Source organism: Streptomyces sp. NPDC059201 (assembly GCF_042754585.1).
Classification (GTDB): Bacteria; Actinomycetota; Actinomycetes; order Streptomycetales; family Streptomycetaceae; genus Streptomyces.
This window is the reverse complement of the sequence record NZ_JBHZBB010000005.1, coordinates 63,466-76,237: the sequence shown is the minus strand read 5'-3', so window position 1 is coordinate 76,237 and position 12,772 is coordinate 63,466. Positions and strand designations below refer to the sequence as shown.

General features: G+C 73.3%; 8 protein-coding genes. 2 read left to right on the top strand and 6 right to left on the bottom strand.

From position 1 onward, the window contains the following. Positions 1-48: 48 nt before the first annotated feature. The 4 genes from ACFXMG_RS18490 to ACFXMG_RS18475 all read right to left on the bottom strand — a co-directional run bounded on the left by ACFXMG_RS18490 (position 49) and on the right by ACFXMG_RS18475 (position 6,259). The gene (locus tag ACFXMG_RS18490; protein ID WP_383820284.1) at positions 49-1,935 is read right to left on the bottom strand and encodes an IucA/IucC family protein; all 1,887 of its coding nucleotides are present in this window, start codon (positions 1,933-1,935) and stop codon (positions 49-51) included. Between the two features lie 60 nt (positions 1,936-1,995). Next, the gene (locus ACFXMG_RS18485; RefSeq protein WP_383820287.1) at positions 1,996-2,787 is read right to left on the bottom strand and encodes a GNAT family N-acetyltransferase; all 792 of its coding nucleotides are present in this window, start codon (positions 2,785-2,787) and stop codon (positions 1,996-1,998) included. A 101-nt stretch (positions 2,788-2,888) separates the two neighbouring features. Continuing rightward, positions 2,889-4,760, bottom strand: coding sequence for an IucA/IucC family protein (locus tag ACFXMG_RS18480; protein WP_383820290.1), 1,872 nt, complete (start codon positions 4,758-4,760; stop codon positions 2,889-2,891). 38 nt (positions 4,761-4,798) lie between these two features. Next, entirely contained in the window at positions 4,799-6,259 is a 1,461-nt protein-coding gene (locus ACFXMG_RS18475; protein WP_383820293.1) for a diaminobutyrate--2-oxoglutarate transaminase family protein, read from the bottom strand. 509 nt (positions 6,260-6,768) lie between these two features. Here ACFXMG_RS18475 and ACFXMG_RS18470 point away from each other — a divergent pair. Then, positions 6,769-7,944 (top strand): trypsin-like serine peptidase, encoded by a 1,176-nt coding sequence (locus ACFXMG_RS18470; protein WP_383820296.1) that lies wholly within the window; start codon positions 6,769-6,771, stop codon positions 7,942-7,944. Positions 7,945-8,072: 128 nt separating this feature from the next. Further along, positions 8,073-9,278: a trypsin-like serine peptidase gene (locus ACFXMG_RS18465; RefSeq protein ID WP_383820298.1), complete on the top strand. Its 1,206-nt coding sequence runs from the start codon at positions 8,073-8,075 to the stop codon at positions 9,276-9,278. Between the two features lie 110 nt (positions 9,279-9,388). Here ACFXMG_RS18465 and hflX read toward each other — a convergent pair whose 3' ends face one another. Beyond that, positions 9,389-10,900 carry a GTPase HflX gene (gene hflX / locus ACFXMG_RS18460; protein WP_383820301.1) on the bottom strand — a complete coding sequence of 504 codons (1,512 nt, stop codon included), beginning with the start codon at positions 10,898-10,900 and terminating at the stop codon, positions 9,389-9,391. A gap of 145 nt (positions 10,901-11,045) precedes the next feature. Beyond that, positions 11,046-12,572 (bottom strand): M1 family metallopeptidase, encoded by a 1,527-nt coding sequence (locus tag ACFXMG_RS18455; RefSeq protein WP_383820304.1) that lies wholly within the window; start codon positions 12,570-12,572, stop codon positions 11,046-11,048. Positions 12,573-12,772 lie beyond the last annotated feature (200 nt).

Sequence of the window (12,772 nt, the reverse complement as noted above, 5' to 3'; positions counted from 1 at the left end):
CGTTCCCAGCCTACGGGGCGGCACTGACAGCGGAGGCACTCCTCCGGATCACGCGAGGGGGTTGGGGACGGTTCCGTGAACGGCGGCGTGCGGGCGGTCGGAGCGGTCCCGGTAGCCGTCCATGTGCAGCCGGTTGCGGTTGAGACAGAGCCGTTCGATCCGTGGCGTGAGCAGGTCGAAGAGTTCGAACCGGTCCTTCAGCTCGGGGAAGCGCTCCTGGTGGCGGAGGATCTCGGCCCGGACGAGGGCCCAGAAGTCCGCTTCGGGGACGTCGAGTTGTTCCTCGCACAGCGGGGCGAGGTAGCGGAAGACGCCGACGAAGAGCCCCGAATGGATGAACTGGGTGAGGAAGCCGGGCGCCTCGGTGAGGAGGACGGCGCGGACGTCGTCGGGCATCGCGTCGTGCTCGGGGAGCGGGTGGGCGCTGATGTTGACGTCGTCCACGAAGTCCTTGATCGCGAGGCGGACGGGGACGTCCTGCTCGTCGTAGACGACGATCGCGTTCTCGCCGTGCGGGGAGAAGACCGTGCCGTAGCGGTAGAGGAAGTGGAGCAGGGGCGGCACCAGGGCGGCGAAGAGGCGCCGGAGCCAGACGGTGGGGGCGAGGCCGGACCGCTCGACGAGTTCGGCCACGAAGGCGCGGCCCTCGGGGTCGGTGTGGAGCAGGGAGGCGAGGGTGCGGGCGCGCTCGCCGGGCGGCAGGCGGAGCGGTTCGCGCCAGATCGCGCCGAGGAGTTCCTTGTACTGGTACGGGACTTCGGGCAGCCGGTCGTAGAGGGGGTGCTCGACGGTGACCGAGGCGACCTCGCCGAGGAGGATCACGCCGCACTCGTCGCGGAGGAAGGGGTCGGCGTCGCGGAGGCTGTGGACCCAGGCGGTGACGGCGGGGGCGGCGAGGGTGCGCTCGGTGGGGAGGCCGCGCCAGACGAGGGTGTTGAGCACCGAGAGCGGCAGCTTGACGGTGTGCCGGTCGGGGCGGCTGGTGTTGAGGAAGGTACGGATCGACTGCTGCGGCAGGCGGAGGTCGCCGTCGGCGGGGAGCGGGACGATGGCCCCGGAGGCGACGGCGGGGGCGTAGAGCGGGAGCAGGATCTCGTCCCACTGCCAGGGGTGGACGGGCAGCAGGAGATAGGTGTCGGGGTCGAGGCCGCGGGCGGTGAGCGCGGCGCGGAAGGCGTCCAGGACGGGCGGGTCGAGTTCGCCCGCGTAGAGCCGCTCGGGGGTGTCGAGTCCCGCGACGCCTCGGTAGGCGGCCAGGCGGTCGCTGACCGCGATCCACGGGAGGGGGGTGGCGCGCCGGGCCTCGGGGGCCCACCGGGCGGCGTCGCCGGCGGAGAAGCCGATGCGGCCCTTGTTGAGGACGAGCCAGGGGTGCCCGGTCTGGTGGCCTTCGAGTTCGGCGTAGGAGAGGTCTGCGAGCCGGTCCGCGGTGAGGGCGGTGTGGTCGAGGCGGGCCTCGGCGGCGAGCGTGGTGGAGAGCTCGCGGATGAGGTGACCGAGAGTGGCGCCGTCGAGGCCGAGGAGGCGGCGGGCGCGGACGAGCAGGTCGAGGGGGTCGGCCAGCGGCCGCCCGTCGTGGGTGATCGTGTCGGGGTCGACGTGCCAGCTGCCGTAGGCGCCGCGGCGGGCGGTGAAGGCGAGGGGGGTGCCGTCGTCGAGGGCAAGCGTGTACCGGTCCGGGGTGTACCGGTCCGGGGTGTACCGGTCCGCGGTGTATCGGTCGGGGGTGTCGTCCCCGGTGTCGTCGGAGGCAGGGACGGGGACGGGTTCGAGGATCTCCTCATAGGCGAACTCGCCGAGGGCTTTGGCGAGCGTGCGGGCGGAGGCGCGGGCCCAGGCCGTGGGGTTCAGCTCGGGGGGTGCGAGCAGGCTGGGCGCGGGGAGGGTGGCCGCCGCGGGTCGTGCGGAGTCGTGGGGTGCTGGGGACGTCGTCACAAAGACTCCTCGAAGTGGGAACCGCTGTGGGTCGAGCGGTGTATCAAAGACAGAGGGTGTTCACAGAGCGTGACGGAGGGCCCGGTCACGGATCATGAGCGCGGCTCGTTTGTCGGGAAGGTCGACTTCCGCCGCGTAGCGGAAGCCGGCGTTGAGGAAGGCCGAGACGGAGGGGGTGTTGCGGATGTCGGGTTCGGCGACGACGCGGGTGCAGCGGGGACGGTGGTCGAGGACGAGATCGGCGACGGCGCGCAGGAGAGCGCTGCCGACACCACGGCCGCGGTCCGCGACGCCTCCGAGGAGGAGATGGATACCCGTGTCGTGCGGGCGGGCCGGATAGGCGCGGGCGAGCGGGTCGAGGTCGGCACGGTAGATCTCGAAGTAGCTCATCGGGGTCGAGTCGAGCACACCGAGGCAGGGGACGCTGCGGCCGTCGCCCTCGAGCTGGGCGCGGACGTGGTCGGCGGTGACGGTGTCGGGGCCGGCGAGTTCCCAGAAGGCGGCGACGGCGGGGTCGTTCATCCACCGGGAGAGCAGGGGCAGGTCGCGTCCCAGGCGGACGGGGGCGAGGCGGAAGCTGCCGAAGGGGGTGTCCGCCGGTTTCCAGGAGGCGACGGAGTCGAGCAGGTCGCCATCGAGGCGGCCTGCTTCGGAGTCGATCGCTGACTGGGCGGTGGTGTCGGAGCCGGGCGGGTGCCCGGTCGCGGAGGGGGGTGACGGTTGTCGCTCGGTGAGGAGGGCGACGAGGTCGGCGACGCGGAGGTCGAGGGTGTCGTCGCCCATCGGGTCGGCCGGTGGGTGGTCGGCGGCCGTGGTGCCGGGGTCGTGCCTGTGGTCGGGATGTATGGACATGCGGCGGTCTTCCGTTGGTCGTGGACGTCCCCGGGAGGGGTGGTCGGGGACGCGCCGGTGGAGGCGGGCGGTGGGCGGCGGTCGGTGGGCCGCCCCGGGGCTCAGCCGCGGAGGGGGTTGGTGATGGTGACGTAGACGGACTGGGTGTCGACGGGGCCGACGAGTTCGTCGAGGCCGTGGAGTCGGGTGAGGAGGTTGGCCTTGCTGCGGAGGGTGGCCGCTTCGAGGAGGCGGTGCGGGAGGGGTGAGCCGAGACCGGTGGCGGAGGTGAGGAAGGAGCGGAGGGCGGCGAGCAGGATGCGCTCGTCGGCGAGGTGCTGGGCGCCGAAGGCGCCGATCAGGCCGAGGACGTTGTTGATGCCGAGGTAGTAGGCGAAGCGCTCGTCAGTGACCTGGTCGGAGACGAAGGTGTCGCTGTGGGCGCCGATGCCGGGGAGGCGGCTCTCCAGTTCGGCCCGGTGGGACTCGCGGAAGTAGTAGCCCTGGTTGTCGCGGTAGCGGCCGCCGACGGGCCAGCCGTCGGTGTCCAGGAGGACCAGGGTGTTCTGCTGGTGGGCTTCCAGGGCGATGCCGGCGTGGCCGTCGAGCCAGAGGACGGGGCGGACGACCTGATCGAGGTAGCGGAGGAACCACTCGGCGGAGACGGCGGCGACGGGGCGGCCGGTGCGGGCGGCGAGGCAGCCGATGAGGTCGGCGAGCCGCGAGCTCATGCCGGTGGTGCCGGGGCAGGGACGAGGGGAGGTGAGGGCCGCGAGGCAGACGGCGTCGTCGCCGGGACCGAAGGGGTTGTGCCGGATCATCAGGTCGAGGCCGGGGACGGGGGTGCCGTCGGGGGCGTCCACGGCGAGCCAGGCGGGGTCGCGGACGATGTCGAAGCCGGGGTGGGCGGCCTGCCACTCGTCGACGAGGCCGGTGCGCAGGAGGCGGTGGACCTCGACGCCGCGGTGGAGCTCCTTGCGGAGGTTCTCGCGGCGGGAGTTGGTGATGCGCAGGCCGAGGGAGAGCTTGAGCATCGCGCGGGCGCCGGGACGGTGGACCGTGCGGACGGAGGAGGTGGGGTGCCAGTGGCTCCCGTGGGGGCCCAGGTCGTGGAGGAGGCCCTGGTCGAGGAGGGCGCGGATGTCGGGGCGGTGGAGGAGTTCGCGGGCCTGCCAGGGGTGGAGGGGCAGGGGGGCGGTGCCGGCGGGGTGGGCGAGTCCTTCGGCGAGGCCGGCGGCGAGTTGTTCGGCGGTGACGGGGCGGCCCTGCTCGGTCCAGGCGGAGTCGGAGACGAGGAGGGAGTGGTCGACGGCGAACCAGTGGAGGGGGAAGGACCCGTGGAGTTCGGGCGAGTAGAGGCGGGACTCGGCCTCGGAGAGTCCTTCGCGGCTCTTGGGGGTGGGGTGGAGCGGGTGGCCGAGGAGGAGGGACTGCTCGGCGGCGAGGAAGAGGTCGGCGTCGGGGTGGGGCCGGGGGTCGCGGCGGCCGGCGGCGAGGAAGTCGGCGGTGCGGCGGGCGGAGTCGGCGACGCGGCCGACGAGTTCGGTGGCCTCGGGGCGGCCGGTCTCGCGGCTGAGGAGGGCGGCGAGGGTGACGGCGTCGACGGCCGGGGCCGTGGAGGGGAGGCCCTCCAGGGTGGGGGTGCCGAAACGGTGCCAGCCGGTGGGCGACCAGTACGGGACGGGGACGAGGAGGGCGGTGCCGCTGGCGTCGAGGGGGACGCGGAGGGTGGTGGTGTCGGGAGCGGGGAGGTTCTTCTCCCGGACCCAGCAGCGGAGGAGGTTCTCGATGGCGGCGGCGTCGGCGGCCCGCTGGGGGTCGGGGTCGTCGAGCGGGTCGGCGGCGGGGGTGCCGGGCCGGTGCGGGTCGGTGGCCGGTTCGGGTCCGGGGCGGGACGTCCGGACGGGGGTGGGGCCGTGGTGCTGGCGCGGGACCGTGGGCTCCTCGGCGTCGGGGTGGGTCTCGGTCAGCTGAGAGGTGGGGGTGGCGTTCACGCGGGATTCCTTGGAGAGGGGGCCGTAGGCGGTCCGGGTCAGTGGGACGGTCCGGGGGCGGGCCGGTGGGGGGCGGGCGGCCGGGGGACGTGGGCCCGTTCGGCGGCGGCGAGGGCGTCGGCGAAGCGGTCCAGGACGGCGGTGGCCTGTTCGTCGGTGAGGGTGAGGGGCGGAAGGAGACGTACGACGGCGGAGTGGCGGCCGCCGAGTTCGACGATGAGTCCGCGGGCGAGGCATTCCTGCCGGACGGCTCGGGCGAGGGCCGGGGCGGCGGGCGGGACGGGGTCGGCGGGGCCTGCGGCCTCGGGGTCGACGAGCTCGACGCCGATCATGAGGCCGCGGCCCCGGACGTCGCCGACGCAGGGGTGGGCGGGCTGGAGGCCCTGAAGGCGGCCGAGCATGCGGGCGCCGAGGGTGGCGGCGCGGTCGGCGAGGCGGTTCTCGCGGACGTACGCGAGGGTGGCGGTGCCGGCGGCCATGGCGAGCTGGTTGCCGCGGAAGGTGCCGGCGTGGGCGCCGGGTTCCCAGGCGTCGAGCGCGGAGCGGTACACGATGACGGCGAGCGGGAGGGAGCCGCCGATGGCCTTGGAGAGGACCATCACGTCGGGGACGACGCCGCTGTGCTCGACGGCCCAGAAGGCGCCGGTGCGGCCGACGCCCGTCTGGACCTCGTCGACGACGAGGGGGATCGAGTGCCGGGCCGTGATGCTCCGCATGCGGCGCATCCAGGCGTCGGGGGCGGGGAGGACGCCGCCCTCGCCCTGGACGGCCTCCACGATCATCCCGGCGGGGGTGGTGACACCGCTCTTGGGGTCGGCGAGGAGGGTCTCGGTCCAGCGGGCGGAGAGCTCGGCGCCGCGGTCGCCGCCGACGCCGTAGGGGCAGCGGTACGACTGGGGGTACGGGAGCCGGGTGACGCGGACGTCGTCGGCGCCGCCGGAGACGGCGAGGGCTCCGGCGGTCATGCCGTGGTAGGCACCCGTGAAGGCGAACAGGCCCTGGCGGCCGGTGGCGGTGCGGACCAGTTTGAGGGCGGCCTCGACGGCGTCGGTGCCGGCGGGTCCGCAGAACTGGACGCGGGCGTCGGCGGCGAGTTCCGGAGGGAGGGTGGCGAACAGCTCGGAGGTGAAGGCGTCCTTCACGGGGGTGGCGAGGTCGAGGACGTGGAGGGGCGCGCCGGAGTCGAGGACCTTGCGGATGGCTTCGAGGACGACCGGGTGGTTGTGGCCGAGCGCGAGGGTTCCGGCGCCGGAGAGGCAGTCGAGGTAGCGGCGGCCGTCGGCGCCCTCGATGGTCAGGCCGCGGGCCCGGACGGGGACGATCGGCAGCGAGCGGGCGTAGGTGCGGGCGGCGGACTCGCGCTGGGCCTGCCGCCGCAAAATGGCCTCGTACCCGCTCCGCGCCGCGTTCCCGTACCCCCGCCGCGTCGACGCGACGGGCGGCCCTGCCGCGGGCCCCCCGACTGCCGCGCCCGCGGCCCGAGCCGCAGCCCCTTCCATCGCCCCAGCCGCGGGCCCATCCGTCGGCGCGCACGCCGGCCCGGGCCTCAGCTCGTCCGCGTGGCCGGGCGCGAGCTCGGAAGTCGGCTCACGCTGGGCGCGGGCCTCCGTGGGGCTGGCCGTGGCTTGCGTGGGGTGCGGGGGGCTTGGGGTGGCTGGGGCTGGTTTGGTCACGGCCACGGCTCGGTGTCCTCCCGCGATAACAGTTGCGTTGCACATCGGCGGGCCGCCCGGCCGTGGCCAAAGGCCGCTCCGAGCGCCGCCGTTGTGTCCCCCGTCCGTACCAACGACGGGAACTGCCGGGGAACACGGGCCGGGGGCAAGATCCTTGGCGTGTCCCGGATCACGGCATGACAACGGCCGTACCGGCTCCGGAACCGTCGGCGGGGCGCGTACCGTCCCCTCCGGCACCGGCATAGTGGGGGCCGTCGTTCCCGTGTCCGTCCGGACACGAGTGCGACCGATGCTCAGACATGCACCAGTTGACGTAGTCCCAGGGGGATCACGAGATGCGATCGATTCGTCCGCTGCTGATGGCGGCGTCCGCCGTCGCGGCGCTGACGCTCACCGCGACGGCCTGCGGCCCGAGCGAGGAGAACGCAGGAGACAAGCCCAGCGCGCCGGTGAGCGAGAACCCGGTCGACAAGATCAAGATTCCGGAGGACCTGAAGCAGCGGCTGAAGGACCACGGGATCGATCTCGACAAGTGGCGCGACGGCGAGTGGAAGAACTGGGACAAGGACAAGTGGCTTCGCGAGGCGAAGGACTTCGTCAACCCGATCATCGAGGACCTCTGGGACCCGGACCGGATGCGGGACGCCGAGCGTCCCGAGCGCCCGGTCGAGGAGGAGGACATCTCGGGTGACGAGGGCATCACCGACCCGACGCCGCAGCCGGTGAAGGCGAAGGCGGTGCCGGCGAAGTACCACGCCAACTCGCCCGCGTCGGGCAAGGTGTTCTTCGACGGTCCCGACGGCTCGATGGTCTGCTCGGCCACCGTGATCAAGGACCCGGCCCACCCGGGCAAGTCCAACCTGGTGTGGACCGCCGGCCACTGCGTCCACAAGGGCAAGGAGGGCGGCTGGTACCGGAACATCGCCTTCGTCCCCTCCTACAACGACGCCGCGCTGCCGACCTCCGACCTGGAGAAGGCGACGCGCGAGCAGATCGCCCCGTACGGCGTGTGGTGGGCGGACTGGGTGAAGACCTCCGACCAGTGGATCGCGCAGGGCGCGTCCACCGGCGGCGCGGGCGCCCCGTACGACTTCGCGGTCATCCAGGTGACGCCGGAGAAGGGCTCTTCCGGCAAGTCGCTGGAGGAGACGGTCGGTACGGCCCTGCCGGTCGAGTTCAACGCGCCGGCGGTCCCGAAGATCGCGGGCATCACGGCGACGGGCTACCCGGCGGCGCCGCCGTTCGACGGCCAGAAGATGTTCCAGTGCGCGGACAAGCCGGGCCGTCTGTCGCTGAAGGCGGAGCAGCCGACGATGTACCGCATCGGCTGCACGATGACGGCCGGTTCGTCCGGTGGCGGCTGGGTCGCCCAGGGCCAGGACGGGCAGCCTGCGCTGGTGTCGAACACCTCGATCGGCCCCTCGACGGCCGGCTGGCTGGCTGGGCCGCGGTTCGGTCCCGAGGCCAAGGCGATCTTCGACGAGGTCAGCAAGAAGTACGCCGGCCAGTAGGGAGGCCGGTGAGAGTCCGCTCGTGAGAGTCGGCTCATGAGAGTCGGCTCATGAGTGGAGGGAGGCGGGGCCTGACGGTCCCGCCTCCCTCCACTCGCTCAGGACACTTTCCAGGGGGAACTCACCACATGCGTTCTGTACGACTCATACCCGGGGCCCTCGGGCTCGCGACGGCGCTCGCGCTGACCGTCACGGCCTGCGGGCCGACCGAGACGCCCGCGGCGGACAAGCCGGCCGGCGGCGGGGCGAGCAGCTCCGCGCCCGCGGCCTCCGAGAGCGGCACCGGAGGCGGAAGCGACCTCGCGGACGGTCTGCCCGACGGCCTCGCGGACGGCCTCGCCGACAAGCTCAAGGAGCACGGCGTCGACCTCGACGCGTGGAAGCGGGGCGGGTGGAAGGACTGGAACACCGGCACCTGGCTGCGGGAGGCCGAGGACTTCGTCAACCCGGTCATCGAGGGCCTGTGGGACCCGGCGCGCATGCAGTCCGCGAAGAGCCCTGACCCGACGATCACCGCACAGGCCGGGACCTCCGGCTCCGACCCCGTGCCGCGGCCGGTCACGGCGCAGCGCGAGAAGACCCCGTACCACCGCAATGCCGCCCCCGTGGGCAAGATCTTCTTCGACTCGCCGCAGGGGTCGATGGTCTGCTCGGGCACGATCGTGAAGGACCCGCGCCGGCCCGGGAGGTCGAACCTGGTCTGGACGGCCGGGCACTGCGTCCATGCCGGGCAGAGCGGCGGCTGGTACCGCAACATCACCTTCGTCCCGGCCTTCAACGACCTGGGCAGGTCCCCGTCCGCCCTGCGCGGCGCGCAGCCGCACGAGGTCTATCCGTACGGCCAGTACTGGGCGGACTGGGCGGTGACGTCGGGCGAGTGGCTCCAGCGCGGCGGGACGAACCAGGCGTGGCCGTACGACTACGCCGTCCTGCACGTGCAGCCGCAGCGCGGCGGCAAGTCGCTGGAGGAGACCGTCGGCGCCGCGCTGCCGGTCGACTTCTCGGCGCCCGCGCCGGCCAGGGCCGGGACCCTGGGCGCCTGGGGCTACCCGCAGGCCGCCCCGTACAACGGCGTGATCATGCACAAGTGCCTGGACCGGGCGACCCGGCTCACGACGGCACCGGCGACTCCGGTCATGCACCGGATCGGCTGCACGATGACGGCGGGTTCGTCCGGCGGCGGCTGGTTCCGGGTGCTGCCGAACGGGCGGACGGCGCTGGTGTCGAACACCTCGATCGGCCCGGCGGGCGGCCGTGGCTGGCTGGCCGGTCCGCAGCTCGGCCGGGGTGCCAAGGCCGCGTACGACATGGTCAGCGCGAAGTTCGCCCGCTGACGGCTCTCTGAACCCGTTGACGGCTCCCTGAACCTGCTGACGGCTCCCTGAAAGGGCTCCGGCCCCCTCCCGGATCGGGAGGGGGCCGGAGCCTTTCGTGCGGTGCGCGCTCAGTGCGCGGCGGGGACGTACGGCGCGAGCGCCGCCGCCAGTTCCTCGTGCACCCGGGCCTTGACCAGGGTGCCCTCGGGGGTGTGCTCCTCGGAGAGCATCTCGCCCTCCGCGTGCACCCGGGAGACGAGACCGCCCTGCGTGTACGGCAGGAGGACCTCGATCTCCACCTCGGGGCGCGGCAGCTCGCGGTCGATCAGGGCGAGCAGCTCCGCGATGCCCTCGCCCGAGCGGGCGGAGACGGCCATGGAGTGCTTCTCGACGCGGAGCAGACGCTGGAGGACCAGCGGGTCGGCCGCGTCGGCCTTGTTGATGATCACGATCTCGGGCACATTGACCGCGCCGACGTCCCGGAAGACCTCGCGCACGGCGGCCAGCTGCTCCTCCGGGACGGGGTGCGAGCCGTCCACCACGTGCAGGATGAGGTCGGCGTCGGCGACCTCCTCCATGGTGGAGCGGAACGCCTCGACCAGGTGGTGCGGCAGGTGCCGGACGAAGCCGACGGTGTCGGCCAGGGTGTAGACCCGGCCGGACGGCGTCTCCGCCCGGCGGACGGTCGGGTCGAGGGTGGCGAACAGCGCGTTCTCCACCAGGACGCCGGCGCCCGTGAGGCGGTTGAGCAGCGAGGACTTGCCCGCGTTGGTGTATCCGGCGATGGCGACCGACGGCACCTTGTGGCGGCGCCGCTCCTGCCGCTTGATGTCGCGGCCGGTCTTCATCTCCGCGATCTCCCGGCGCATCTTCGCCATCTTCTCGCGGATGCGGCGCCGGTCGGTCTCGATCTTGGTCTCACCGGGACCGCGGGTGGCCATGCCGCCACCGCCGCCGCCACCCATCTGACGGGAGAGCGACTGACCCCAGCCGCGCAGTCGCGGCAGCATGTACTGCATCTGCGCGAGGGCGACCTGCGCCTTGCCCTCTCGGGACTTGGCGTGCTGGGCGAAGATGTCGAGGATCAGGGCGGTCCGGTCGACCACCTTGACCTTGACGACGTCTTCGAGGGCGATGAGCTGGCCGGGGCTGAGCTCACCGTCGCAGACGACGGTGTCGGCGCCGGTCTCGACGACGATGTCCCGCAGCTCCTGGGCCTTGCCGGAACCGATGAAGGTGGCCGGGTCGGGCTTGTCGCGGCGCTGGATCACGCCGTCGAGGACGAGGGCGCCCGCCGTCTCCGCCAGGGCCGCGAGCTCCGCCAGGGAGTTCTCGGCGTCCTGCACGGTCCCCGAGGTCCATACGCCGACGAGCACGACGCGCTCCAGGCGCAGCTGCCGGTACTCGACCTCGGTGACGTCCTCGAGCTCGGTGGAGAGGCCCACGACACGGCGCAGGGCCGCACGCTCGGAGCGGTCGAACTGCGCGCCGTCCCGCTCTCCGTCGATCTCGTGGCTCCAGGCGACGTCCTCTTCCATCAGGGCATCGGCCCGAAGGCTCTCGGTGCGGCGGGACTGGGCGAAGCTCTGCTCGTCCGCGAAGCTCTGCTCGTCCTGGGAAGGGGAAGAAGAGGAGGTCATTGGATCCTTACGTCGGTTGAAACGGGATGGTGTCGGTACAACGTGTGACGGCTCCGGAAGATTCCCTCGCGGGAACTCCCGGCCGGCCGCGTCGCCGACCTGAAAATGGTGACACGGCCGCCCCGCGCCCGTCACCCGGGTTTCGTCAGCGGTTCGTGGCCTCCGGCGGGAGGCTGCGCCAGTCCGGGTGTCCGGGCATGGGCGGGGTCCGCTCCCCGTACAGCCAGCCGTCGAAGAAGGCGTCGAGGTCCTGTCCGGAGACCTGTTCCGCCAGGGCCGTGAAGTCGGCGGTCGAGGCGGTGCCGTCCCGGTGTCCGGTGACCCAGCGGCGTTGCAGGCGGTCGAACGCCTCGGTGCCGATCTCCTCCCGGAGGGCGTACAGGACGAGCGCGCTGCCGTCGTACACGACGGGCCGGAAGAGGCTGATCTTGGCGCCGGGCTCGGGCGGGCGGGGCGCGGCGGGCGGTCCGCCGTCCGCGCGCCAGCTGTCGGAGGCGGCGTACGCGGCCTGCATGCGGCGCTCCAGGGACCGGCCGGCGGTCTCGTCGGCGTAGAGCGCCTCGTACCAGGTGGCGTGTCCCTCGTTGAGCCACAGGTCGGACCAGGTGCGCGGGGTGACGCTGTCGCCGAACCACTGGTGGGCCAGCTCGTGGACCATGACCGCGTCGACGTACCACTCGGGGAAGCGGGGGTCGGTGAAGAGCCGCCGCTCGAAGAGGGAGAGGGTCTGGGTCTCCAGCTCGAAGCCGGTGGTGGCGTCGGCGACCAGCACGCCGTACGTCTCGAAGGGGTACGGGCCGACCTTGCCCTCCATCCACTCCAGGTGGCCGGGGGTCCTGCGCAGCCAGGGTTCCAGCGTCTCCCGGTCCTGGGCGGGGACGACGTCCCGGACGGGGAGGCCGTGCGGGCCGGTGCGGTGCACGACGGCGGAGCGGCCGATGGAGACCTGGGCGAGTTCGGTGGCCATGGGGTGGCGGGTGCGGTAGGTCCAGGTGGTGGTGGCGCCGTGGTCGGTCCGGCCCGCGGGCAGGCCGTTGGCGACGGCGGTCAGTCCGCTCGGGGCGGTGATCCGGAAGGTGAAGGCAGCCTTGTCGGAGGGGTGGTCGTTGGAGGGGAAGACGCGGTGGGCGGCGTCGGCCTGGTTGGCCATGGCGAGGCCGTCGGAGGTACGGACCCAGCCTCCGCTCGCCGCGGGGCCGCGCGGGTCGCTGGTGTGGCGGACGGTGACGGTGACGGGTTCGCCCGCGTCGATCGGCGCGGCCGGGGTGATGACCAGGTCCTCGCCGCTGGTCTCGTGGGCGGCCGGCACGCCGTCGACGGTGACGCCGGAGACGGTGCCGTGGGTGAAGTCGAGGTGGAGCCGGTCGAGGTCGGCGGTGGCGAGGGCGTCGACGCGGGTGACGGCGGCGAGCGGCTCGGTGTTCACGCCGGAGTAGGTGAGGCCGATGTCGTACGCGAGGACGTCGTAGCCGGGGTTACCGAGGTACGGGAAGAGCGGGTCGCCGATGCCGAGGGGGGCCGGGGCGGGCAGCGACGCGGCGACCAGTCCGGCGCCGGCGGCGACGAGGACGGCGGACCGCAGCCAGGGCCGGCGCACCGGCCGCGCGGGGCCGCCGGCGGGCGGGGGAACGGTGCTGGAGGCCGGAGGCAGCGGCCGGAAAGTGTGCGGCATGCGCCAGGGCTACCAGTGCACCACCCCACACCCCCGCCCGACGCGCGCACCTGCCACCCGAAGGAGTCATGGGCGGGGGGGTGCGGGCACTTGGTGTGGGGGCGGTGCTGCTGGGAGGGGATCCCGGGTGGTGCCGGGAGGGGGTCGCGGGTGGTGCCGGGTCCGGTGCTGGAGTCGCTGTCGGGAGCGGATCCCCGCGT